A 26,051-nucleotide genomic window follows, 5' to 3' on the forward strand; every position below is an offset into this window, starting at 1 on the left:
CACACTCCTTTTATCATCCTTACCCCTTATTTATCGGATTTGAGAGGCATTGTTTCAATGATAAAGTGAAGGATTTTCAGCTTTTTTCATGACTTTTTTCACTGAAAAAAACCATTATTTATGATAAAAATAAAAAAAGCGAGCAAATGCTCACTTTTTCTCGTATGTCCATCCTTCTTTTTGGTAAACAAGATCATTTTTCATTAGATGACCTAATGCTCGTTTGAAGGCTGCTTTGCTCATTTGAAATCTTTCCCGGATATCTTCTGGATCACTTTTATCCCCGTAAGGCATTGCACCGTTTCTCGTTCTCATATAAGTTAAGATTTCTTCTGCATCGACAGATAATGCATCCTGTTTTCTAGGAAGCAGAGAAACGTTCACGGTTCCGTCCTCTTTCACTGCAATAACACGTCCTGTCACGGTCGATCCTAATCTAGGCTCTTCCTTTCGTTCCGTGCGGTGGATAAACCCACGCACGCCTGTATCTGTCAGCATAAAAGAACCTGTCGCAATTAAGCGATAAATCGTTCCCGTCATTTCTTTGTTCATTAACGTTTCTGGCGCCTCAGTAAATAATTCACTGATCACATCTTCAGTGGCTGGTTTTGCGAACATTCTCCCGTAACTTGTCACTTTGAGCATACAGTATAGTTTGTCGCCTTTTTTCGGCCACGCTTCCTCAAAAGGCGGGAGGTGTTCAGTTGCAACAAGTGCATCCTTTGACAAACCTATATCGACAAAAGCACCCATATCTTCTACAACGTCTACGACTTCTACCCAGTCGTATGTATGTGCATTGATTTTAGGAATTTTCATCGTCGCTGCCAGTCTTTCCTCATGATCTACATATAAGTAGACCTCTACTTCATCACGATCTCCAATATCCTCTGTCATCTCACTGCGATGTAGGAGAACAGAATCTTCGCCATCTGTTAAAAAGTAGCCGTATTCCATCTCGTTATCTATTTGCAAGGTCAGTTGCTCACCTGGTCTCATGTTCTCTTCCTTCCTATCTGCCCTTAAAAGAGCGTTCGTTCATCTTTTGATTCACTTTATTCTACTATACTTCTGTCATCATGAACATCTCTAGTTCTGTTAGCTAAAGTGGACAAACTGTACTTGAATTATACCGCATACATCTGAACTCTCCTCGATAAAGTTTCTTCTTCCCCTATTGGCATGATAAAATAGACGCAATATCTATAGTTGGAGGTCATATGTGATGGCAAAAGAAAGTTCATTTGATATTGTATCGAAGGTGGAGCTGCCAGAAGTGCAAAACGCCATTCAAGCAGCACTGAAAGAAATTAAAAACCGTTATGATTTTAAAGGAAGTAAAAGTGATATTTCACTAGAAAAAGAAGAACTCGTTCTCATTTCTGATGATGACTTCAAGCTGGAGCAGCTAAAGGATGTCCTTGTGACAAAACTGATTAAACGAAACGTACCGACTAAAAACATTGACTACGGAAAAACAGAACATGCCCTAGGTGGAACCGTTCGCCAGCGTGCAAAGCTGATTAGCGGGATTGATAAGGACAATGCCAAAAAGATCAATGCCTTGATCAAACAATCTGGTATAAAAGTAAAGTCGCAATTTCAAGATGACCAAGTGCGTGTGACAGGAAAAAATAAAGATGATTTACAAGAAGTGATGGCGCTCATGCGCAAGGTAGATTTACCGATTGACGTCCAATTTATAAATTTTCGATAAATTTCAAATTTTCCATTGATTATTTCCGATTTTTTCGATACAGTTGATGGAAGTTCAATTCATTGACATGTTCATATCGCTTTCTTATCAAGAGAGGCAGAGGGACTGGCCCTGTGAAGCCTCAGCAACCGGTGTAGTAGAAATCTATTTTCTATGACCAAGGTGCTAAATCCAGCAAGCAACTGCTTGGAAGATAAGGAGAAGAATTTCAATACAGCCAAAAAGTCTTCTTCTTATCAGAAGGCTTTTTTTGTTACATAGAAATAAGGAGGAAACCAATGGGCCTATTACAAGACTTACAAAATCGCGTACTGATTGCTGATGGAGCAATGGGAACACTTTTATACTCTTATGGCATTGACCGCTGCTTTGAAGAATTAAATTTATCGAAAGAAGATGAAGTCAAAAGAGTGCACGAAGCATATGTGCAAGCTGGAGCGGACATTATTCAAACGAACACATACGGTGCGAATTATATTAAACTATCCCGCTACGGTTTAGAGGAAGAAACAAAACGCATCAACACAAAAGCTGTACAAATCGCAAAAGCAGCCGCTGGCTCAGCTTATGTCCTTGGAACGATCGGCGGCATTCGAACATTTAACAAAAATGCCTACTCTTTAGACGAGATTAAACGGAGCTTTAGAGAACAGCTCTATATCCTTTTAAATGAAGAACCTGATGGATTACTGCTTGAAACATATTACGATATTGAAGAAGCAAAAGCCGTTCTTGAGATTGCTCGCAAAGAAACTGCGCTTCCGATTGTCATGAACGTCTCCATGCATGAGCAAGGTGTATTGCAGGACGGTACACCGCTAAAAGACGGTTTATCTGAATTATCCTCACTTGGCGCTGATGTCGTCGGCATTAACTGCCGATTAGGCCCTTATCATATGATTCAGGCACTTGAAGGCGTTCCACTTTTGCAAAATTCGCATTTATCTGTCTATCCAAACAGCAGTCTCCCCTCCCTTGAAGAAGGCAGACTCGTCTATGATACAGATAATGATTATTTCCGAAAAAGTGCACTTGAGTTTAGAAATCAGGGTGCACGAATCATTGGAGGCTGCTGCGGAACAACCCCTCAGCATATAAGCGCCATGGCTGAGGCGGTCAAAGATTTAGCACCTATCACCGAAAAAGAAGTGAAAGTATTAAAAGAGGAAATCATTTCCATCCAAGATCAACGGACAGAACCAGGTCTTGACGAGCTTTCTGTGAAAAAACGTTCGATTATCGTCGAGCTGGACCCGCCGAAGAAGCTGAACTTTGAAAAATTCCTTATCGCAGCGAACGAATTAAAAAGTGCAGGCATTGATGCCCTCACACTGGCCGATAACTCTCTAGCTACCCCGCGTATTAGCAATGTAGCATGCGGCGCTTTATTAAAACAGCAGCTTGATATGCGTTCACTTGTCCATATCACATGTCGTGATCGCAATTTGATTGGACTACAATCTCATTTAATGGGGCTAGACACGCTTGGACTAACCGATATTTTAGCCATCACAGGCGATCCGTCTAAAATTGGGGACTTCCCAGGTGCGACATCTGTGTATGATTTAACCTCCTTTGATTTGATCCGTCTGATCAAACAATTTAACGAGGGGCTATCTTTCTCTGGGAAACCGCTCGGGAAAAAGACTAATTTTTCAGTGGCTGGCGCGTTTAATCCCAATGTCCGTCATATTGATAAAGCGGTCAAACGCCTCGAGAAGAAAATTGAATACGGTGCCGATTATTTTATTTCACAACCTGTTTACTCTGAGGAACAGCTTGTGAAGATTCATGAAGAAAGCCGACATTTGGATAAACCGATTTACATCGGTATTATGCCGCTAACAAGCAGCCGAAATGCTGAGTTTATTCATCATGAAATTCCCGGCATTAAATTGTCTGACTCGATTCGTGAAATTATGGCCAAGGCAGGCGAAGATAAAGAAAAGCAGCGGACAGAAGGGTTAGCGATTGCCCGTTCTTTATTAGATACAGCCTGCGAATTGTTTAATGGTATCTATTTAATTACCCCTTTCCTTCGATCAGATTTAACAGCAGAACTGACAACCTACATCCATCAGAAAGAAAAGGAGCCAAACATCCATGCCAACTATCACTGAACAGCTCAAAAAACGCATCCTCGTCCTTGACGGTGCAATGGGCACAATGATTCAAAACGCCGATCTCACAGCAGAGGATTTCGGCGGAGAAGAGTATGAAGGCTGTAACGAATATTTGAACGTCACAGCCCCTCATATAATCTCCACGATTCACCGGCAATATCTTGAAGCAAGTGCAGATTTAATCGAAACAAATACATTCGGCGCGACGAAGCTCGTTCTCGATGAATATGGACTTGGCCATCTCGCCTATGAATTGAACGTAAAAGCAGCTCAGCTGGCAAAGCGTGAAGCAGACCGTTTGTCGACACCAGACTGGCCCCGCTTTGTTGTAGGCGCAATGGGGCCCACTACAAAAACATTATCCGTGACAGGCGGCACAACGTTTGAAGAGCTCGTTGCAAATTATGAAGAACAAGCCCGCGCCCTGATTGATGGAAAATGTGATGCTCTTCTTTTAGAAACAAGTCAAGACATGCTGAATGTCAAAGCTGGATTTAAAGGCATTCAAGAAGCTTTTCATGCAACCGGTATTGAGCTACCACTGATGGTGTCAGGGACGATTGAACCAATGGGTACCACCCTTGCCGGTCAAGATATTGAAGCCTTTTATATCTCACTTGAGCATATGAAACCAATCAGCGTCGGACTAAACTGTGCAACTGGTCCAGAATTTATGACAGACCATATCCGTACACTCTCCTCCATCTCAAAGTCGGCTGTCAGTTGCTATCCAAACGCTGGTCTCCCTGATGAAGAAGGGCAATATCACGAATCCCCTGCTTCGCTTGCTAAAAAAATTGCCGCTTTTGCAAAAGAAGGCTGGTTAAATATCGTCGGTGGCTGCTGCGGTACAACGCCTGCACATATTCAGGCATTGTCAGATGAAGTACGTTCGCTTCAGCCCCGCAGCATGTCGCATGAGTCATCACCGCATACCGTATCAGGCATCGAGCCCCTCATTTATGAAGAAGCGATGCGCCCCCTCTTTGTTGGTGAGCGCACAAATGTCATTGGTTCACGCAAATTCAAACGGCTCATCGCAGAACAAAAGTTTGAAGAGGCAGCAGAAATTGCTCGTGCTCAAGTGAAAAATGGCGCTCACGTCATTGATGTGTGTCTAGCAGACCCTGATCGTGATGAGATAGCAGACATGGAAGGCTTTTTAAAAGAAGCCATGAAAAAAGTGAAAGCTCCTTTTGTCATTGATTCAACCGATAAACATGTCATCGAAAAAGCACTCATGTATTCTCAAGGAAAAGCCATTATCAATTCTATTAATTTAGAGGATGGAGAAGAGCGCTTTGAAGAGATTCTTCCGCTTGTCAAGCTATATGGCGGCGCACTTGTTGTTGGAACAATCGATGAAAAAGGGATGGCCGTCACAGCAGATCGAAAACTTGAGATTGCCGTAAGATCCCATGACCTGCTCACGAAAAAATATGGAATCCCTGCGAGTGATATCATTTTTGACCCGCTTGTCTTTCCAGTAGGTACTGGAGACGAACAGTATATTGGGGCTGCTGAAGAGACGATTAAAGGCATTGAGCGACTCAAAGCAGCACTGCCTGAATGTCTCACCATTTTAGGCATTAGTAACGTGTCTTTCGGACTCCCGCCAGTTGGCAGAGAAATATTGAATGCCGTTTATTTGTATCACTGCGTAAAAGCAGGGCTTGATTATGCGATCGTGAATACTGAAAAGCTTGAACGCTTCGCTTCAATTCCAAAGGAAGAAATCAAGCTGGCTGAAACTTTACTTTATGAAACAAATGATCAAACCCTTGCTGAGTTCACCCAATTTTATCGCGGGAAAAAGAAAACAGAGAAGAAACCAAAGATCTCCTTATCACTTGATGAAAGGCTGGCACTCTATGTCGTAGAAGGGACAAAAGAAGGCCTGATTGATGATTTGGCCCTTGCTTTGGAGAAATTTGAATCACCTCTTCATGTCATCAATGGACCATTAATGCAGGGAATGTCAGAGGTTGGGCGCCTTTTTAATCAAAACGAATTGATTGTAGCTGAAGTCCTCCAATCCGCTGAGGTCATGAAAGCATCTGTTTCATACCTTGAGCAATTTATGGAGAAAAAGGACGCAAGCGGCAAAGGGAAGATTCTCCTCGCCACCGTCAAAGGAGATGTCCATGATATAGGGAAAAACCTGGTCGACATCATTTTGAGCAATAATGGCTTTCACGTCGTCGATCTCGGAATCAAAGTAACCCCACAAACATTGATTGAAGCGGTGCAAAAAGAAAAGCCAGATATGATTGGACTATCAGGTTTACTTGTCAAATCAGCACAGCAAATGGTCTTGACCGCTCAAGATTTACAAAAAGCAAACATCTCTGTTCCCATTTTGGTGGGCGGCGCGGCGCTCTCACGGAAGTTTACGAAGATGAAAATTTCGCCTCAATATGATGGTCCCGTCCTTTACGCCAAAGATGCAATGGACGGCCTGTCTTTAGCGAATGAATTAAGAGCGAACCCTCTTCAATTTCAAACAAAACCCTTAGAGGATCAAGAAACACTCCATAAGGAAAAAGAAACAACGCAGCCAAAAGCCGTGATTGAATTACTAGAAAAACGCGCGACACTTCCGGAGGCAGCGATTTTCACGCCAGAAAATACGAAACGCCATTATGTACGGGATATTGATTTGCACCACATTATGCCCTATGTCAATGAGCAAATGCTGATCGGCCATCATCTCGGTTTAAAAGGAAAGGTCAAAAAGCTCTTGGCTGAACAGCATCCAAAAGCATTGGAGTTAAAACAGCTGATCACAGATCTTCTTCAAGAAGGCAGAGAGAAAAACTGGTTTGCACCTGCATTCGTCTATCAATTCTTCCCTGCCAGTTCAAATGGGAATGACCTGCATATCTATGATCCAGAAGCGCCTGACCGCGTCATTGAGACATTCCAATTTCCAAGACAGGAAAAACTTCCGTACCGGTCTATTTCTGATTATGTGCGGAAAAGCGGAGAGAACGAGAAAGATTATATCGCCTTATTTGCAGTGACGGCTGGCGCCCGCATACGAGAGGTTGCGCAGCAATTTAAACAAGAGGGTGACTATTTAAAAATGCATGCGGTCCAAGCTTTAGCACTTGAGCTTGCAGAAGGATTGGCTGAACGAACGCATCAAGTAATTCGTGATAAATGGGGATTCCCAGACCCAGTCGATTTCACGATGGAGAAACGGTTCCAAGCCAAATATCAAGGTCAGCGCTATTCCTTTGGCTATCCAGCGTGCCCTAATCTAGAAGACCAAGAAAAACTATTTCACCTGCTGCAGCCAGAAAAAATCGGGATTCATCTCACAGAAGGGTTTATGATGGAGCCCGAAGCATCCGTTTCAGCCATTGTCGTTTCTCATCCTGAAGCTCGATATTTTAACGTTCACTAAAAAAACCTCCTGAATTGGAGGTTCTTTTTATAAATAAAAATGGAATAAATATGAAAAATTACGTTTATTTACCGATATGATAAATGAAAGTCATTTACTTAAAAGGAGATGTTTGTCATGTTCAAAAAGAAGATCGGGGTTTTATTGCTTACAGGCCTCTTTATCGCTAGCCCTCTTTTCCAATCACCTGCTCAAGCGAGTGAAACTTCTACGAAACAAACAACATATTATACAGAAGAATTGGAGCATCTGTATCCAGACAGTGATTATGCAAACAATGATACGATGGACAAAGCTCAATTCTTACAGCACTCTCTTCATCTAAACAAGACATATTTATATCACGAAGGTAGTATCTCTTCTATGAATGACATTGATTTTTACCGGTTCACCAGCTCTAAATTTGATGGAGCAGATGGCCGCTTTTCTATCAAACTCGTCAATGTGAAAGCTGGAAATGATTTCGATCTTTATCTTTACAATCAGAGCGGGTCACTCGTGTCTTCCTCTGTGCGGACAAACAACCAAAATGAAATCATCCATATGCCGAAAATTGCCGCAAGCACTGACTACTATTTAGCCGTCAAACCAAAGCAATTATTAAATGAAGAGGACAACATGTATCGTATTGTCTTTGATAAAAGTATTGAAAAAGGCACAACCAAACGATATGGATCACCTGCCACATTGAATAGTTTCAATGAAGCCGGATCTCCCAATTCTTCTTTTGATTTAAGCAGCTTGCCGCAGGATGCCGTTGTCACTGGCCTGTCATTAGAAGCTGAAAAAGGCAGTACAAATGCATATAATTATGTATTCACCGTCTCTTCCTTAAAAGGCGGAACAGTGAACGTACCTTGGAACGGTCAAAAAGTTGACATCTCTTCTTATAAAACAAGTCAAGTGCCAGCAAAAGACCGCTTTTTTGTTTCTTTTAATGCAACTGAGGTTCCTCAATTGATCGGTGGACGGCTAATCAAAGTAGGCGTTGTCTCAATTAAGAACTTACAGCTCACCTTTGAATATGAATACAACCGTGACCTCAATTATTAAACTAGACAAAAGGAAAAGGGAGCACCGAAGCGCAGGATTGACACCGAATGCGAGGGTTTGTCTATACACTGAAGGAAAAGGTATCCCCTTTTCCTTTTTCTTATGCGTTCTTATGGTACGATACATATAGAGAAATCAGCTAAGAAGGAGTTGCGTGTATTGGCAAACGTTATACAACGAACTTTAACCCTTGATGACATACCAGACCTTGTCGCATTGTCAAAAGAGGTCGACTGGCCTGATTACAATGCGGAAGAGCTCACATCTCTTTTAACAAATGGGCATTTTACCGGTTTTACAACAACTGACGGACAAGTCATTTCATGCGCTGGACTTTTTCAGTATGACAGAGTGGCATCAATTGGGGCGGTCATTGTATCTGAGACACATCGAGGCCTCGGTCTTGCCCGTCAAATGATTGACACACTACTTCGTCATAGTGATCCAAGTGTCCCTGTCGTTTTAACGGCTACTGTACAAGGACAGCCAGTTTATGAAAAAATCGGCTTTCAGACAGCCGGTTATATTCATACATACAAAGCACAAAAAACAAATCCTAGTGCGCTTCACCCGTCACATCAGATTCATCTTTTTCCCGCTGATCAAACGCACCTCCCGTCTATTGAAAGGCTGGATGAAAAAGGCGCAGGGACCAATCGATCAAACTTCTTAATAAAGCGAATGGAGCGAGCAGCATTTAAACTGATCGCAAAGGATGAACACCACGAAATCACCGGCTTCGCGTTTGGTGTGGAAACACCAGCTAATCTGCTGATTGGCCCGCTTGCAGCAAACGATGAACAAACGGCGCTATCACTCATTCAATCACTTCTCACGTCTTATTCTGGCGCCTTTCGTTTAGATATGCAGGAAGAAACAGCTGAACGCCTGCATGCATCACTTGTAGAAGCAGGATTTACGAAAACAAACGTCGCACATTTTATGATGATTCGCGGGAACGAAAAGCAGAACGATCCGGCGCTTCTCTATTTCCTGGCCTCACAAGCATTTTCTTAAAAAATCAAAAAGCTGTAGACAGAAGTTGTCTACAGCTTTTCTTTTTTATTTTTCGCCTACGGATGAGAGAACTTGAGCGAGTGCATTTGTGACCTTGCCATGCTCTGATGCATGCGGCCGGTCATCTCCATCTCCATAGCCATAATCAATCATGCGATTACGGTTTAAGCAAAGCTTTGTCAGCTGAGGCTGGAATAGATCAAATAAAGCAAAACGATCTTTTAGCTGTGGAAATTGCTTTTGATACTGCTGAATTTCTTCTGCAAGCAAGCGCCAAAGCGTCGTTTCATCTAACAGATTGTGATTGTCTAACACGTTTGACACGTAACGAAGATTGCAAATAAACAGGCCCGTAAAAATAAATTGTACAAGACCCTCTGGCGGCTCACTACGCAGCACTTCCTTTAGATCTTCTTCTAATGAAGCCAATTCAGGCAGCGGTTGATCACTAATGTTCACATCATCAACAAAATCTTTGATCGCCAAGCGATGCGGCTTATGATCTTTTAATACAAGAATTGTATTTTGTCCGTGAGGTGAAAACACCGTGCCATATTGATACATAAAGTGCAGAAGCGGCGGCATGACAACATGGAAGAATGACGCCATCCATTCTTTTGCTGACAGACCCGATTTTTCAATGAGCTGCTTCAGATAAGGCTCGCCTTCATGATCTTCATACGTCAGTGCCGCCAACGTAACAGGGCTCTCCCCTTCATCTAAATACGTATAAATGCTTTCTCTAAAAATGACCCCAAGCATTTCAAGGTATTGATATGGCGCACCAGGTAGCTTGCTGTAATAAGGATGATCAACATTGATACTCGCATTCTCACCTGGTAAAATCACGCGGCATACATCGGATAAAAAGGCGTCTTGATCGGCGATTCCTTTAATATGTGCTGTAATACGAGGAGCAATCACCGTACGTTCTGATGGGAGCCCCCGGTACACTAGCGTATTTAAAATACTCATTGGCAGTTTAATATGATGCTTGCCTTTATTTGAGATGTTTGTAAAGGTTCTGATCGATTGCTGTGGAATATATTGATCCAGCCCTTCTCCTAAATACACAATACGGCGCATGGCTAAATCTTCAGGGAAATGCTGGATGATCATATGCGTCCACTGCCATTTATGAACAGGCATCATATAATAATCAGCCGCATTCAGCCCTTCATCCTTTAACACACGTTGGAATTGACGAATCGTGACTTCGTCTAATTCTTTGGCAATGATGTGCTCATAGTTCTCATGATCGACCGCATGGAAAGTCGCAAGTTCTCGGTGAACAGCAATCCAAGACAGCTGCACACATTCCTGCCTTTCAGGTGCATAGGCTAAGTAATCATCGTAGCTGAATCCAATACGCCCTTTGTTATAGACGATCCACGGATGACCAGTCATCTCGCCCTCAATCCATGCATAATCTGTATCTGTTAGCTCATCTGCACGAAGTGCTTTTTTCGACAGCAAATGAACATCCGCTAACAAGGTATGGTGAAGCTCTTTGATCAGATGACCAGTTGTTTCAGAAGACATTGGGATGATTGGCTGAATGTCTAGTAAAAACACAATGGCACTAACATCCTTTGTCCATGTTCCGTCTTGACAGCAATCGATCGATTCAGCAATCGTATCAAAACTATCAAACAAACGAGGTTTTGCGAGATAACGATATTTCTTCTGTTCGTGAATGATTAATTCATATTGGGCGATGCCATCCTGATGATTTAGCTGAACGGGATGAAGCATATCCTCATACATATATTCGGACAGCATTTTTGCCACCATTCGCTGGTTTGCTTTTTTCCAAGCAGCAGGATTGACCGCTTTTTTCAATTCATCTTGTACACTCATCGGTTCATCCTCCTTACCCTTTGATTTCTTCAAATGTATTTGCGTGTTTATGTGTACCGAATGTCTGGAAAACATGCTTTTGATAAAGTGGATACACAGGTCGACGAGCCAGTTCATTGATAATGACACTGTTTCGGTACGCCCCTAGCCCTAAATCTGGTGCGCCTACTCCATGTGTATGAAGCTCTGCATTTTGTACAAAAATATCATTCTCACCTAATGTGTTTGTTTTCAATCGATATTCACGTTCAACCTGGAAGCGTCCTTGATGATCCCACTGAATATGATGGGAAATCGGATCAATAAATGGTGGTAATACAGATTGATAGCCCGTTGCCAAGACGACAATGTCTGTCTCATGCGTAAAGGATTCCTCTTTGACCCATTGATTGCATGAAAGCGATAAGCCGTCCCTCGTTTCCTCAATCAAATTGACTTCCGTCATCGCCTGCAGCACGGTGTTCAGCTGCTCTCCGCAAGCAGAACGTTCATAAAGCAAGTGATAAATATCTCGGATCATCGCTGAGCTGATGCCTTTATACAGCAAATCTTGCTGCTTTAATAGCGCATCTTTTTTAGGCTGCGGAAGCTCATAAAAGAAATCAATATAGTCTGGAGAGAAATACTCAAGACCCAAATTTGAATATTCCATTGGGAAAAACCCTTTAGAGCGTGTAAACCAATGAATATCCTTCGCCTCATCGTCTGATAAAATGTCATAGAATACTTCTGCCGCACTTTGACCAGAACCGATGACCGTCACGGATTTTCCTTTAAAACAGCCTTCTTTCTTTCGTTTCAAGTAATCAGCAGAATGAAACACCCGATCCCCTAAAGCTGGCTGAAGAGATGCTGGTACCGCAGGCTGTGTACCGATACCTAAAACAAGATGCTTACTTTCAAACACCTCTACCGTTTGATCTTTCACATGACGGACATGCACTTCATATCGTTTTTCTCCAGCTTTTTCAACGATGGAGACAGATTCGACATTCATGCCAAATCGGCAAGAATCTAATTGATCCGCGACCCAGCGGCAATAATGGCTATATTCCTTGCGCGGGATATGGAAGTCTTCTAGAAAGTAAAATGAATACAAACGGTTTTGTTCCTGCAAATAGTTGAGAAAGCTATATTTGCTTTTCACATCTGCCATACTGACAAGATCCGCTAAAAAAGGGACTTGAAGTGTTGTCCCTTCAATGAGCATACCCGGATGCCAGTGGAACGCTTCACTTCTTTCAAAAAACAAAGCGTCAATTTCGTCTACTTCTTCAGATAATGCAGCAAGCCCTAGGTTAAATGGTCCAATGCCAATCCCAATGACATCCACTACATTATTTTGCTTGTTGAACCGCGTCATGGTTATACTTCCTTTCAAATCGATCTCGATGACAAAACATCAAAAGACCTGTTTTATCTGGTAAAGTGACTGGCTTCACACGTTCGAATCCACACTTTTCAAAGACATGAATCATTTTTTCGTTCCGAATATCTGGCTCAGCCACGATTTTTTCTGTTCGTTTGTTCTGCTCAAACTGAAATGCTGTCATGGCTTGAAGCAGCGGAGCCGCAAATCCTTTCCCTACATAATCTGGCTCTCCAATTAACAGGTGAATGCCTTGATCATGCGGAGAAGGCTCATAGTACGATTCAATGATATCCCCTTTCACATTGTATGCTTCAAAATAGCTCATCGGCGTGCCATCAATGGTTCCTAAATAAAGGGTTTGATGCGGATCATGAATGGCCTGATAAAAGTGCTTTTCAAAAGCAGGAAATGGAATATTCAAATGCCAAAATGGGTGGACATACTCTTCTTGCATCCACTTGTGGACAAGCTGGACGTCCCGTTCATATTCAGCGCGAATGAACCCAATTCGATGCCTCATCCAATCAGCGCCTCCTTATGTAAAAAGAGCGGATTCAATACAGACGTGTACCTGGATTGAGTTTCTAAAGAACCCGTCAGCTCATCCATATCTTCAAACCGCGTGAGTAAGTTCGCTTTTGAAGGCAGCTCCTGTGACCGAAGAAGACTGTTCGTCAGCTCAGATGCACCATATGTCTCTTCATGCGCAAGCAGTGTGTCTCTAATCAGGGCTAATAAATCTTCTTCTTTTGCAAGCCCCTCTGTACCAAAACCATTCACAAGACCAAACAAATGATTAAAGAAGAAATAGTAACGCAGTCTCTCAACCGCTACATCGTCTGCACAAATGGTTTCACTTCTTACGCTTAAGTTTTGAACAAGCTTCGCAAGCTGATCCTTTTTCGATTCGCTATAATAGTAGCCTTGGTTGTCACGATAATAGAATGTGTGCGGATATCCATTCTTTAGCTGTACGACAGCATTTTGCTGATGAGCTTCAAGGGCAAGTCCATACGTTTCAAACAGCCAAAGCATCGGCTTTAACGCAATCGATAAATATTGTGTGAACCAATCACGGCTGACATCTTCTGTTGATCTGCCTTCAGCGTCTGCTAATTCATGGATAATGCCTGAAAGCCTTGATTTTCCTCCGTATGCATGATCCTGACATAGCCCTGCAATTAAGCTTGCCCCTTTTTCATGATGCAAAAATGGATTTTGACGAATGACGACTTCAAAGCCAGATTCCGCCTCATCCCCTTGAATAGATAGATACGCAGGATCTTCAATCACACGGAATCCAGAGAATTTGTCATATAAAGAAACGCCTAATTCTGTTTTTAAGATACGAGACATCTCAACTCCACGATCAAGTTCCTTTTGTTTGTTAACGCGTAAAGAGTTTGTGATCTTTACAGGGACAGAGAATTTAAGCATGTACGCAGAGTCTTTTTGATAGACCGTTCTAAAGGAAGATGTCGCTGTGTATTCAGATCCTAGCGGCCCTAAATACGTCAGCATCCCGTCCTCTATATAACGCTTGACGAACGCTTTCTCCATGACCACTTGGACTTGTAGCGGATGAATCGGAATCAGGGCATATTCACCGCCTTCTGTTAACGTCGTCAGTCTCTCTTTTTCTTCTGGCATCTGGCGCATGAGCTCCTCAAACATGAGACTTGCCGCAGATTGTGAAAGAGAAGAATCCTGAAGCACAATTGACGGATGTGCTTTAAAGTAATGAAGCTGGAAAGAGCCTTTCAGCTCAGGAGAATAAATAGCTTCCTCCTCTTCTGTCATTCCTTGTCTGCTTTTTGGTGTAGGATGCGTTAAATGCCCAAGAAGAAGTGACTGCTCCGCTTCAATATATTCAAAATCAGCTGAAGAAAGAGCCGCTCGATCACTTTCTCTCTCTCTGATGAATCGTTCAATATTCCGGCAGCTTAAAATGATGCGAAGCATGAACTCATCCTCTGCATCTGTGCGGCCATATTCAATGAGAAGTTCCTTTGAACATAAAGCAACAAGTGTGGTGTAATCGATGATCGTTCCCTGTTGCTCACTGCCTTTCGGGCGAAAGCGAACGGGAAAATCAAAGAGATGACGGCCTACAGTCGAAAAATATCGAATCGGAATGACAAGCTCAAGATTTTGTTTTGCTAATGCTGCTACAAATACAAGTGAGCCGTCTGCTTTTGTCTCTTTCTTTGCAGATCGATCAATTCCTGTTTCACGTAAAAAACAGTTTAAAAAGCTTTGCATAGTTGCATTTTCAGCCATTTGTTTATATTGACTCAACGTAGTACCCTCCCGGATTGAATATGAGCGATCCCGATATCAACAATGTCAGAAAGGATTTCCTCAATATGTGTAATAGTCGTTCTCGGATTTAACAAAGTGAATTTTAAGCAAGTTTGGCCATCGGCTACTGTTTTTGCTACGACAGCCGTTCCTGTTTGGAAAAGTGTGCGATGAATGATTTTATTGATGTCCTCTGCTTGATGATCATCTATAAAACGAAACACGACTGCATTGATTTCTGGATCAGGATTGATCACCTCAAGATGCTCATTTTTCTCAATCAACGTAGCCACATCTTTCGCAAAATGGATGGTATGGTCAATGATACTTGCAAATCCTTCTTCTCCAATCATACGCAGAGAGAGAAGGAGTTTTAGCGCATCAAACCGGCGCGTCGTCTGAACAGATTTATTCACGAGATGCAGAATGCCTTCCAGTTCATCTTCCTTTGGATTGAGATAATCTGCGTGGTAATCAATCAAACCAAAATGTCTTTTATCCTTTAGTAAAAATGCCCCGCAGGAGATCGGCTGATAAAATTGCTTATGAAAGTCAATCGTGATCGAATCAGCCAGCTCGATGCCATCTAATTTTCCTTGGAAGGTTTTGCTTAATACAAGCGCTCCTCCATAGGCAGCATCTGCATGAATCCACAAACCGAAAGGCTTCACCATGTCATATATGTCACGTACAGGATCAATACTGCCAAAATCAGTTGTCCCGCAAGTCGCCACGACTGCAAATGGAAGCAAATCCTGCTCTTTAAGCTCCATAAGCTTCTTCTGCAAATCATGCAGGTCCATTCGATGATGTTCGTCCGTCTGAACTAACACAACAGCCTGTTCACCTAAACCTAGCTGAGATGCTGATTTTTTCACAGTGAAGTGGGCATTCTTGGAGCAAAGAATCCGCATACGGTTTGCCTCGCTCGGCAACCCTTTCTGCTGTACATTCCATTGCCAAGTGTTTTCGCAAAATGCATCTCTTGCTAAAAGCAGTCCCATGTAGTTAGATTGGGTTCCACCGCTCGTAAAGGTCCCATCTGCTCGTTCTCCATAAGAAAACTTTTCACATAACCACTTGAGGATTTCCTCCTCAACCAAAGATGCAATGCCGCTTTGATCAAAGGAATCCATTGATTGGTTAAAGGAACTTACGATCACCTCTGCTGCCAGAGCAGGGATAAGAGGTGGGCAATGCAAATGTGCCAGGCATTTAGGATGTGACACATCAACTAAATGCGGTAAAAGGTGATTTTTTATATCTTGAAAAACAGACTCAATGGATTCACCAGCCGGTTGAATCTGGAATAACGATTCGACATGAGCCGCTAATTTCCCAGGCAATATTCCACTATACGGTCCTCTGCTTGTTTGCCACTCTGCCAGTAAGCTGTCGATGGATGTGTAGAGAGCCGCTTGGAAGGACTCCCTCCCAAGCTGGCTTTGTTGAATAAATAATGAATCGACAGATGGTTTAGTTGACTGCATCGTAAACTGCCTCTTTAAAAATCGTGATGACTTTTTCAAGCTGTTCTTCTGTCATGATCAAAGGTGGTAAGAATCGAATCACACTTCCAAAACGGCCTCCTGTCTCCACAATTAAGCCTTTATCAAAACAATTCTTTTGAATGAGACTGGCTAGCTCTGGATTTGCTGGATAACTGCCGTCCACATCCTGTTTCTCATCTGGATTCACAACTTCAACACCAATCATTAATCCTCTTCCTCGTACATCACCGAGAGCAGGCACTTGTTTTTGAATGTCTTTTAGATTGGTCTGCATACGCTGACCAAGCGCTTCTACATGATCAAGCAGATTGGTTTCTTTTATAAATTTAAGCGTAGCAGTTCCAGCTGCCATCGCCATTTGATTTCCTCTAAACGTGCCAATGTGCGCACCTGGATTCCATTGATCTAAGTCTTTGTCATAAATCACAACGGATAGCGGAAGGCTTCCCCCAATTGCTTTTGATAACACAATGACATCTGGCACAATACCAGCATGTTCAAAGGCAAACATCTTACCTGTTCGGCCGATGCCTGACTGAACCTCGTCAATAATAAGTGGAATTCCTTTTTCTTTTGTGATTCGTCTCATTTCTTGTATCCATTCAATTGATGCCGGGATGGAGCCGCCCTCCCCTTGCACCGCTTCAAAGATCATGCCTGCTGGCGGGAGAATTCCACTCTCAGGGTCATTTAATACACGCTCAATATAAGAGCTTGAAATGCGATGTGAGTCTTTACCGCCAATTCCAAATGGGCAGCGGTATTCATATGGATAAGGCAGGAAGTGAACATCTGGCATTAATCCTTGTACTTTTTCTTTTGGCGATAAGTTGCCGCTTAATGACATCGTGCCATGTGTAGCACCATGATATGCTCCGTGGAATGATAGAATGGAACGATTTCCCGTCGCTGTCTTGACTAATTTAATTGCTGCTTCTATAGCATCACCACCAGTTGGTCCACAAAATTGAATTTTTGCTCTTTTTGCAAACTCTTCTGGCAAGTGAGAAAAAATCTCATTCACAAATTCTTCTTTAATCTCTGAAGTGATGTCCAGCGTATGCAACGGTCTTTTTTCATGAAGCATACGTTCAATAGCATCTATAACAACCGGGTGATTGTGACCAAGGGCAAGTGTTCCTGCACCTGCTAGGCAGTCATAAAATTCTCTACCATCTGCATCTGTCACGATCATACCTTCGGCTTTTTGCATGGCTAATGGGAACCGTCTCGGGTAAGACCTTGCATTAGATTCTCTTTGACTTTGTTGCTCTAAAAATTGCTGATTTTTAGAAACGGTTTTGATGGACATAATAAAACACTCCTCCAATTGATAAAGATTATCATTTTCATTTACTAGCCTAGAGGATGTAAGATACGAAAGTCAATTGTATTCAAAAAGATGATTCTAAAAGCATATGAATGCTATATTCTCTTTTTAACGAGTAATTTCGTGTATTTTTTACAAACATCTACAGCCATAAGGGCGATGTAACGTTTGAGTATGAAAAATATTGAAAAAAATTACAAAACAATTCTCCTGGTTCTTTTGCTCTATTCGTTGTAGCTCCCCTGTTTGATACAGGACGGCCGAATGAAATGAATGTAGTAAAACAAAAAATGAACGTTATTTTATCTTGATATAAATGGTTATGATGGTATAATTTCTCTGAAACGAAAGGGAATCGAGGGAGATCTGATGATTTTAACGAAGCATGACCTTCACCACTACTTGGCACAAGATCAGAAAGCACTTGCCATCAATCGAAAAAGACCAAAGTGGCTTGGGGATGATATTTGGAAATATCAAAGATATTTACGAAAATATGAGTACTATACGAATAGCGGTGCTACGTTACGCAAATGGTTTTATCGTTACTTACATAAAAAGAAAGGCATGCAGCTTGGCTTTGATATCCCAATTGGTGTATTTGGACCTGGGCTCAGAATCAACCATACTGGGCTGTTGATTGTGAACAAGCATGCCAAAATCGGCGCGTTTTGTGATATTCATCAAGGTGTGAATATCGGTCAAAACCATCATGAAAAAGATGTGCCCGTCATCGGAGATCATGTATGGATCGGCCCTGGCGCTAAACTGTTTGGAAATATTTATATTGCGAATCATATTTCCATCGGAGCAAATGCAGTAGTGAATCGCTCCTTTCATGAAGAGCGGATTGTCATTGCAGGTGTCCCAGCTCAAAAAATAAAAGAAAAAAGCCCTTCTTTATGAAGGACTTACTTGACCAAAGCAGTGAGCCACATGAGATAAAATAAGATGGATAAACATGAGGATCATCCTGCCCGAGCCCATCACCATTTATCCTATGATGCTTTGGCGCAATCAAACCATCAATCGGTAGCAACTTGAAGTGAAACAAATCACCACAGCCGTACTCTCTAATTTGCGTTGGAGTACCCGAAGACCAGCATGAGAAAGTACAAGACAAAGACGAGGATGGCAATCGCATAGATGAAAATGGACACAATCAGTACTGTCCAGCCCAACCCTTTTCTTCCTGTTTGAATGAGATATATTCCAAGTGTGAAGAGCCCGAGTAAAAGACCTAAGATGGCCCATAACCATTTATTTTTCCCGTGTTTTGGTGCATCAACGAATAGGTAGATTGCGACTAAGATGGATACAAACCAACCTGTAATCCATTTCACATTCATCCGCCACCCTTCTTTTTCAATTTATTTAATCTTACTATACTTTTTTCCTAATCTTAAAAACAACTATTCAAATGAATGATTCGGAAGGCTTTGCCATTCTTCTCTCAGCATCCCATACCGCATCGAATCATAATACTCCCCTTGATAGTAACGTACCTTACGCAGTCTTCCCTCAAGGATAAACCCGCATTTCTCTGCGCAACGCATCATGCGTTCATTTCCAGACCAGGTGGTCAGACCGATGCGTGGGATATCAATGTGTGAAAAGAGTTCATCGATCCATAGACGCAATGCCTTTGTTCCAACGCCCCCATTCCAAAAACGTGAGTCATAAATAAGAATCCCACACTCCAGCCAGCGTGTGCGTTCATTCTCCCAATAATAAGAAACTGTGCCCTTTAATTCACCTCCGACATCAATGCCAAATAGTTTTGGCAGGACAGAATCATCCTGTAAATAGCGTTTTTTAAATGCAGCAAGCGATATGTCATGTTCAATAAAATACGGTGCATTCCACTTTCGATAGGCCTGGTCTGGTGCTTTAAACCTTAAATGCCATACCACTTCTAAATCGGTTTCGTCTAATGGACGTATGCTCACAATCTCTTCTTTTTTTCCTTTCATCTGTTCACGTTCCTTTACTTTGTCGTTCTTTTAGCAAGATGACGATACTCGATAGGCGTCATGCCTTCATTTTGCCGAAACAGCTTTGAAAAATAAGTAGGGTCATCAATGCCTACATGTTCTGCAATGAGAGCTATTTTTTCATTCGTTGAAGCAAGCAGGCTTTTGGCTTTTTCAATTTTGAGTCGATTGATGTACTGACTCGGCGTCAGTCCGTACACGGTCTGCATGCACCTTGTCATGTAATCAGGATGATAATGAAGAATCTCTGCCAGCTTCTCCATCTGTAATTTTTGCGTAAAATGACGTTCAAGATAGTGAACCACTTCTGAAGCGACAGTCTCCTTTGCACTTGGAATATGAAATGCTTCTTTTTGTAAATGAATGAGCATTTCCTCAAATTGAAGCTGCTTTTTGAGCTGAAGTTCAGACGCATCATCATTTAAAGCGCGCATCGCTGAAAGATGCTTCTGTAGCACGCTTTCCCCTTTCACTTTTCCTTTTCGGGGCAGACGAAATTCATAGCTTGCTGCTTTTTCAAAAGTGGCTTGATTTTGCTTCATGTCAAACCAGTGTTCTCTCGGCCGATCTGTAAACTCAAATGAATCAATTGAAAAATGCAGCCACTCATAAAGTGTTTCTTCTTTGCATGGCAGATGTCCACCATGGGCAAGTCCCGGTGATAAGATGATATATTCTCCCTCTTTTACGTGATGAGGCACCTCGTCTTCTGTGATCCACAGTTCACCTTTCGTGACATAAAGAAGATCAAATACGGTGAAAATTCTGGAGATATGTCGTTCTCCTCGATGGAATACACCTTTGCCTGAAGCAATATAGACTGGAAATGGCGGTACAGTAAATGTAATAAACGGACCCATATTCATCCCCTTATGAAGTCGGATTTCTCCAATAAGTTTCGGTTTCATCTCTTCTTATTATAGTCGATGCAAGGTACACTATAAATCGGATTTATACGAAAGAAGGCGATGTGATGAAACCACAAGCACTGACAATACAAAAGGTCCAAGCCAAAAGTGAAAAATCCCACCCTTCATTATTTGCATTAACTTGGCCTATTTTTATCGAAATCTCTTTATATATGCTGATGGGGAGCGCAGATACACTGATGCTCAGCCAGTATTCTGACAATAGTGTTGCCGCAGTAGGGGTAAGCAATCAGCTATTAAATCTATTAATTGTGATGTTCAGCTTCATTACGACTGGGACGACGATTGTCATTGCGCAGCTTTTAGGAGCGGGCCGCAAGCAGGAAGCGACCCAAGTTGCCTATGTATCACTAGGCACCAACTTCCTCATTAGCTTTGTGATCAGTCTTCTTATGTTTGTGTTAGCTGTGCCCATCCTGCATATGATGGGCTTATCAAGCGAGCTCATGCCAGATGCAACCGTCTTTTTACAGATTGTCGGCCTGCTTTCTTTTATTCAGGCGCTCATTATGACCTATAGTGCTATTTTAAAAAGCTATGGATTCACGAGAGATACGATGTATGTCACCATCGGTATGAACTTGTTAAATGTTGCTGGTAATTATTTGGTCATCTTCGGACCATTTGGCTTCCCTGTATTAGGTGTCATGGGTGTTGCTCTTTCCACATCATTTGCACGGTTGATAGGTCTTACAGCCATGATTCTCATTGTTCGACACCGCATTGGATTGCAGTTTTCATTCAAGCGAATGTTTTACATCCAGCGAACGCATTTAAAAAAACTGCTAAAAATCGGCATTCCTTCTGCTGGAGAACAACTTTCTTATAATGGCTCTCAAATGATTATTACGCTGTTTATCACATTTATGGGCACGCAAGCACTGGCAGCAAAAGTCTATACCCAGAATTTGATGATGTTCATTATGTTATTTGGTGCCGCCATTAGCCAAGGAACGCAAATCTTAATTGGGCGCCTGATCGGGGCGAAAGAATTTGATGCGGCCTATCGAAGATGCATGAAAAGCTTATACTGGGCCATTGCCATCTCACTTCTTTCTTCTACTGCTTTATCTTTATCATCGACGCATTTACTTACTTTTTTCACTAGCAACAGTGAGATCATTCAAATAGCGAGTCTCCTCCTCATATTGACAATTATTTTAGAGCCTGGACGCTCTTTTAATATGGTCATCATCAACTCCTTGCGGGCAGCTGGTGACGCGAAGTTTCCAGTCTATATGGCGATGATTTCAATGTGGGGCATCGGCCTTCCGATCGCTTATTTATTAGGCATTCAACTTGAAATGGGCCTTATCGGGGTTTGGATTTCTTTTATCGTGGATGAATGGGTAAGAGGTATCTTCATGTATAGGCGGTGGCGTTCAAGGATATGGACGGAGTACCGGTTTACTTCCACATAAAAAGGACTGCGGGTGCAGTCCTTTCAGATTGTTGACAAAGGGCTAAAACGAACTTTATTTTACCCCTTTGTCTTCTTTTCATTACGTAATATCTTCTAAAATAAGTGCTTTTTCTTGTGTTGAAATATATGACCGCTTCGTAAAGACGCGGTATTCGTTTTCTCTAGTTTTATCTAAAATAGCCTTATAAAAGTGAGCAGCTGCTTTCACTGGTATCCTTGAATAAAGTGGGAATTCATGGAGATGGTCAAAAAATTCCTCATAGTACGCCTCTGCCTCAAAAGCAATATATTCCCATACATGCTGGAAGGCTTGATTGACGATCCCTTCTTGTAATTCTTGCTCTGTATACCCAAATTGATCCATGACTTGTTTTGGCAAATAAATGCGGTTCCTTTCCGCCTTATCCTCACCAATGTCTCGAAGAATATTGGTCAACTGCATGCCAATCCCAAGGGAAATCGCGGCTTCTTTTAGCTGTTCTTTTTTACGCGGTGCAATGATCGGAAGCAGCATTAATCCAACTGTACTTGCGACATGATAGGAATAGATGAGCAGTTCATCTAACGTTTCATATCGATGTTGCTCTAAATCCATCTCCTGTCCTCGCAGCAGGTCACGGAATGGGGATTCATCCATACGAAACTGTTGAAATGTATACTCCAGCGCCACCCACATTGGATCATCACGATCTACTTCTCCTTGCAAGAAACGTTCAAATGCCTCCTGAAAAGACGCCAGTTCTTCCTTTGGTGAAGGAGACTCATCTACAATGTCATCCGCTCTCCTACAAAAAGAATATACGGCCCAAACAGCCTGTCTTTTCTTTTTAGGCAGCATGGAAAAGGCACGATAAAACGTTTTTGAATGGGTTTGAATGGTCTCTTCACATATTTTTAATGCTGTTTGCACATCAACCACTTAGCTTCACTTCCTTTCTGTTGTTCAGCTCTTTAAGCAGTACAGAAGCCATGAGCTTTGCACTTTGCATCACGATCGGTACCCCGCCGCCGGGATGGATGGAAGCACCTACCGCATATAGATTGTCTACATCTGCAACCTTTACTTGCGGGCGAAACACACCTGATTGAAACAAATTAGGAGCGAGTCCAAAGCTGCCGCCTTCAAACAATCCTTCTCGCATTGAATCATTCGGTGTTCTCACCTTTTGCCAGACAACCGCCTCTCGCAGCTGTGGAAAGCCTCTTTTCTCAAGACGCTCCACCATTTTATCCACAAAGTCTGTCTCTTGTTCCCAATTGATGTGATCTCCTGATGGAACAGGAATGAGCATATATAGGACACTGCTGCCTTCTGGGGCAAGGGATGGATCGATGGTCGATGGATTAAAAGTATAAAATGATGGATCTTGAGGTATCGTTTTCGTTTGGAACACCTCACTCATATGCTGATCAAAGTGTTCTCCCATGAAAAATTGATGAACAGGTGCTTCATCGTATACTTTGTTTAACCCTAGATACACCATCACGCAGCCGGAGGATGGAACGTATTTACGCCGGTCTTGTTCACCTAAACCAAGCTGTTTTAACGCCACTGGATAATCTCCGTTCATCACAAATGCATCAGCTGCTATGTGCTCATCATTTATTTTTGCCTTGACCACACGTTTCCCCTCAAACTCAAATTGTGCGACTTCTTCACTTTTTCTTATGTGTACACCCGTCTTTAAGAGCTGTCTCTCCAATATATCTACTAAACTCGCATATCCGCCTTTTAAATAGTGAATTCCGTGTGCGTGCTCACTATATGAAACAAGCGAATAAATGGCGGATGCTTCATACGGATTTCCTCCGACATAGAGGGTTTGAAGTGCATATGCATCTCGGAGGCGCTCATCTGAAAAATATTTTTTGAGAGAACTTTGAACGGTTCGATATGCTTTTAATTTCATTAAAATCTTCATGTTCGCTTTTGTAAAAAAGGTTCGTTTTTCATGAAATGATTTTTCTAGAAAAGCTTCCTGCCCTTCTTGAAACCGATCCGTCATTTCTTGCATAAATGTTAAATATCCCTGTTCTTCCTTTGGAAATACACGTTTGATTTCTTCTAGTTGTCGCAGTGTATCAGAGTATTTCGTATAGGAGGTTCCATCTTGATAGTGGATCGTATACAGCGGATCGAGCTGCAAGAGATCAAGAGATGTTTCATCAATGCCTACGTCATGTAAAATGCCTTTTAACATATCAGGAAGTAGGACAATGGTCGGACCTTCATCTACTTTATATCCTTTCTCACGTACAAAAGCAAGTCTCCCGCCGAGCCGTTCATTTTTTTCAACAAGGGTGACATCATGTCCAGCTTTTTTTAAATAGAGAGCTGAGATCATTCCGCCAATACCGCCGCCAGCAATCAATATATGTTTTTTCATGAGGCGCTCCCCTTTTCTTGATGTGGCACTCTTTTGTGCGTATGTTTCTCTTTTGACAGAATCGCATTTGTCGTAATACGCGCTGATTCTAAAATGGTTGGCAATCCGCTGCCCGGGTGGGTTCCTCCACCAACGAGCCAGCAATGTTTCAACTCATCAAATTCATTATGCGGCCTGAGTACCATCATCTGCGTCAATTGGTGACCAAGATTAAATGTAGCTCCTTCATACACGTACAGCTCTTCTTCCCAATGCTTCGGCGTGATCATCCGCTCGACTTCAATATGCTGCCTGATATTCTTAAAGCCTGTTTTCCGCTCCAGCGTATCCAGCACAAGCTCTCTAAATTCTTCTTGATACACTTCCCAGTCAATACCGCTTTGATTATTGGCAACAGGTGCTAACACATAAAGAGCGGACTTGCCTTTTGGCGCAAGCGAATCATCTGTCACACTTGCATTTTGAATATAAATGGACGGATCATCCGGCAGCTCAAAGGTTTTCGTAATCTCTTTGACGAACTTCGCATAGTCATCGGAAAAAACGATGGTATGATGTGGCTCATCATATATCGTATCTAAACCTAGGTACAGCATGAAGGTGGAACATGAGAATTTTTTCTTTTTCAGTTTCTTCTCGCTATATTTCTTTAAAAGACCCGGCTCTACAAGCTTTGTCATCACGTGTGCAAAATCACCATTTACGACCACCTCATCTGCCTGTATTTCTTCACCAGTTTCTAAGCGAATGCCCTTCACTTTCCTGCCTTCCGTCAGCAACTTGTCAACTCCAGTTGATAGATGAAGGGTAGCCCCAGATTCAACAGCTGCCTTTGCCATCGCTTCTGACAGCTGATTCACTCCGCCTTTCGGGTGATAAACGCCTGTGTCATGCTCCATAAAGGAAAGAATTGAGAACGCTCCTGGGCATTCCCAAGGTGACATCCCTAAATATTTTGATTGGAATGTAAAGGCATATTTCACTGATTCATTTGAGAAATAATCCGACAGCACATCATATAAGCTTTTATTTAATGAGAGCTGAGGAAGTGCTTTGATGACTTTTGGTCGCAAGTAATGATGGAAACGATCCATTTTACTTTGTAGAATCGGCGTTAGGCGGTCCATTTTTCGTTTTGTATCATTCATAAAACGTACATACCCCTCGCCCTCACCAGGTGCAAAGGCTTCTAGCCGTTTGTACATTTCGTCTCGATCTCGAATCATATCAAGCTTCTCATCTTGAAAGATTAATCTATACATTTCTTTTAATTCAATCACATCTATATAATCATAGAGATTTTTACCGGCAAAGGTGAACAGTTCCTCTGCAATATGAATCATACTGAGAAAAGTAGGACCTGTATCAAACGTGAAATCACCAAGTTGAAACTTAGAGTTACGTCCGCCAACAAAGGACTGTTTTTCATATATATGAACATCATGTCCTTTGCTTTGCAACATCATAGCTGCTGCAAGTCCCCCTGGTCCTGCTCCGATCACAATGATTTTCATTATCCTTTTTCCTCCAAATTAATTCACTTTAAGTTAATTATACAAATTGAAGCGGTTAGATCAACTTTTGATGTGCTCTAAAAGTCTCATGTTATGTATCAAAAAAGCCGA

General features: G+C 42.1%; 20 protein-coding genes and 1 riboswitch. Of the genes, 7 read left to right on the top strand and 13 right to left on the bottom strand.

What is annotated here, in order from left to right:
- Window positions 1-150: 150 nt before the first annotated feature.
- On the bottom strand, window positions 151-999 hold the full coding sequence (locus tag MHH23_RS15680; protein WP_024720045.1) for a CvfB family protein: 849 nt from the start codon (window positions 997-999) through the stop codon (window positions 151-153).
- Window positions 1,000-1,225: 226 nt separating this feature from the next.
- Between MHH23_RS15680 and MHH23_RS15685 the strand changes: the two genes are divergently transcribed.
- The 5 genes from MHH23_RS15685 (at window position 1,226) to MHH23_RS15705 (ending at window position 9,319) form a co-directional block, all read left to right on the top strand.
- Window positions 1,226-1,717: a YajQ family cyclic di-GMP-binding protein gene (locus tag MHH23_RS15685; RefSeq protein WP_340959796.1), complete on the top strand. Its 492-nt coding sequence runs from the start codon at window positions 1,226-1,228 to the stop codon at window positions 1,715-1,717.
- Window positions 1,718-1,798: 81 nt separating this feature from the next.
- Window positions 1,799-1,917: riboswitch (SAM riboswitch) on the top strand.
- A gap of 78 nt (window positions 1,918-1,995) precedes the next feature.
- A complete protein-coding gene (locus MHH23_RS15690; RefSeq protein ID WP_340959797.1) occupies window positions 1,996-3,837 on the top strand; it encodes a bifunctional homocysteine S-methyltransferase/methylenetetrahydrofolate reductase in 1,842 nt (613 codons plus the stop codon).
- Window positions 3,821-7,249, top strand: a complete 3,429-nt coding sequence (metH, locus tag MHH23_RS15695) for a methionine synthase (protein WP_340959798.1) — start codon at window positions 3,821-3,823, stop codon at window positions 7,247-7,249. The genes MHH23_RS15690 and metH overlap by 17 nt, the downstream gene beginning before the upstream one ends.
- Before the next feature lie 117 nt (window positions 7,250-7,366).
- Window positions 7,367-8,302 carry a hypothetical protein gene (locus MHH23_RS15700; protein ID WP_017360193.1) on the top strand — a complete coding sequence of 312 codons (936 nt, stop codon included), beginning with the start codon at window positions 7,367-7,369 and terminating at the stop codon, window positions 8,300-8,302.
- A 159-nt stretch (window positions 8,303-8,461) separates the two neighbouring features.
- Window positions 8,462-9,319: a GNAT family N-acetyltransferase gene (locus MHH23_RS15705; RefSeq protein ID WP_340959799.1), complete on the top strand. Its 858-nt coding sequence runs from the start codon at window positions 8,462-8,464 to the stop codon at window positions 9,317-9,319.
- Between the two features lie 45 nt (window positions 9,320-9,364).
- Here MHH23_RS15705 and MHH23_RS15710 read toward each other — a convergent pair whose 3' ends face one another.
- The 6 genes from MHH23_RS15710 to MHH23_RS15735 are packed head-to-tail and all read right to left on the bottom strand — an operon-like array spanning window position 9,365 to window position 17,675.
- Window positions 9,365-11,179: an IucA/IucC family protein gene (locus tag MHH23_RS15710; RefSeq protein WP_340959801.1), complete on the bottom strand. Its 1,815-nt coding sequence runs from the start codon at window positions 11,177-11,179 to the stop codon at window positions 9,365-9,367.
- Between the two features lie 13 nt (window positions 11,180-11,192).
- The gene (locus MHH23_RS15715; protein WP_039167398.1) at window positions 11,193-12,542 is read right to left on the bottom strand and encodes a lysine N(6)-hydroxylase/L-ornithine N(5)-oxygenase family protein; all 1,350 of its coding nucleotides are present in this window, start codon (window positions 12,540-12,542) and stop codon (window positions 11,193-11,195) included.
- On the bottom strand, window positions 12,517-13,071 hold the full coding sequence (locus MHH23_RS15720; protein WP_007499091.1) for a GNAT family N-acetyltransferase: 555 nt from the start codon (window positions 13,069-13,071) through the stop codon (window positions 12,517-12,519). Before MHH23_RS15720 ends, MHH23_RS15715 begins: the two co-directional genes overlap by 26 nt.
- A complete protein-coding gene (locus tag MHH23_RS15725; RefSeq protein WP_282746857.1) occupies window positions 13,068-14,849 on the bottom strand; it encodes an IucA/IucC family protein in 1,782 nt (593 codons plus the stop codon). The genes MHH23_RS15720 and MHH23_RS15725 overlap by 4 nt, the downstream gene beginning before the upstream one ends.
- Window positions 14,846-16,342 carry a pyridoxal phosphate-dependent decarboxylase family protein gene (locus tag MHH23_RS15730; protein WP_138278379.1) on the bottom strand — a complete coding sequence of 499 codons (1,497 nt, stop codon included), beginning with the start codon at window positions 16,340-16,342 and terminating at the stop codon, window positions 14,846-14,848. The genes MHH23_RS15725 and MHH23_RS15730 overlap by 4 nt, the downstream gene beginning before the upstream one ends.
- Window positions 16,329-17,675 (bottom strand): aspartate aminotransferase family protein, encoded by a 1,347-nt coding sequence (locus tag MHH23_RS15735; RefSeq protein WP_193804211.1) that lies wholly within the window; start codon window positions 17,673-17,675, stop codon window positions 16,329-16,331. Before MHH23_RS15735 ends, MHH23_RS15730 begins: the two co-directional genes overlap by 14 nt.
- A 387-nt stretch (window positions 17,676-18,062) precedes the next feature.
- On the opposite strand from MHH23_RS15735, the gene MHH23_RS15740 reads away from it, so the two are divergent.
- Window positions 18,063-18,599, top strand: a complete 537-nt coding sequence (locus MHH23_RS15740; RefSeq protein WP_017360201.1) for a serine O-acetyltransferase — start codon at window positions 18,063-18,065, stop codon at window positions 18,597-18,599.
- A 167-nt stretch (window positions 18,600-18,766) separates the two neighbouring features.
- On the opposite strand, the gene MHH23_RS15745 is transcribed toward MHH23_RS15740, so the two are convergent.
- The 3 genes from MHH23_RS15745 to MHH23_RS15755 all read right to left on the bottom strand — a co-directional run bounded on the left by MHH23_RS15745 (window position 18,767) and on the right by MHH23_RS15755 (window position 20,547).
- Entirely contained in the window at window positions 18,767-19,042 is a 276-nt protein-coding gene (locus MHH23_RS15745) for a hypothetical protein (RefSeq protein ID WP_035392471.1), read from the bottom strand.
- 63 nt (window positions 19,043-19,105) lie between these two features.
- Window positions 19,106-19,666, bottom strand: coding sequence for a GNAT family N-acetyltransferase (locus tag MHH23_RS15750; RefSeq protein WP_035392472.1), 561 nt, complete (start codon window positions 19,664-19,666; stop codon window positions 19,106-19,108).
- 14 nt (window positions 19,667-19,680) lie between these two features.
- Window positions 19,681-20,547, bottom strand: coding sequence for a helix-turn-helix domain-containing protein (locus tag MHH23_RS15755; protein ID WP_045034702.1), 867 nt, complete (start codon window positions 20,545-20,547; stop codon window positions 19,681-19,683).
- Window positions 20,548-20,660: 113 nt separating this feature from the next.
- Here MHH23_RS15755 and MHH23_RS15760 point away from each other — a divergent pair, with 113 nt between their 5' ends.
- Complete coding sequence (locus tag MHH23_RS15760) at window positions 20,661-22,037, top strand: MATE family efflux transporter (protein WP_340959804.1); 1,377 nt, start codon at window positions 20,661-20,663, stop codon at window positions 22,035-22,037.
- 81 nt (window positions 22,038-22,118) lie between these two features.
- On the opposite strand, the gene MHH23_RS15765 is transcribed toward MHH23_RS15760, so the two are convergent.
- The 3 genes from MHH23_RS15765 to MHH23_RS15775 are packed head-to-tail and all read right to left on the bottom strand — an operon-like array spanning window position 22,119 to window position 25,940.
- Window positions 22,119-22,958, bottom strand: a complete 840-nt coding sequence (locus tag MHH23_RS15765) for a phytoene/squalene synthase family protein (RefSeq protein WP_024720032.1) — start codon at window positions 22,956-22,958, stop codon at window positions 22,119-22,121.
- Entirely contained in the window at window positions 22,951-24,426 is a 1,476-nt protein-coding gene (locus MHH23_RS15770; protein ID WP_340959806.1) for a phytoene desaturase family protein, read from the bottom strand. Before MHH23_RS15770 ends, MHH23_RS15765 begins: the two co-directional genes overlap by 8 nt.
- Window positions 24,423-25,940: a phytoene desaturase family protein gene (locus MHH23_RS15775; protein WP_056705142.1), complete on the bottom strand. Its 1,518-nt coding sequence runs from the start codon at window positions 25,938-25,940 to the stop codon at window positions 24,423-24,425. Before MHH23_RS15775 ends, MHH23_RS15770 begins: the two co-directional genes overlap by 4 nt.
- Between the last annotated feature and the right edge of the window lie 111 nt (window positions 25,941-26,051).

The organism is Bacillus sp. FSL K6-3458 (genome assembly GCF_038005045.1).
Taxonomy (GTDB): domain Bacteria; phylum Bacillota; class Bacilli; order Bacillales; family Bacillaceae; genus Bacillus; species Bacillus altitudinis.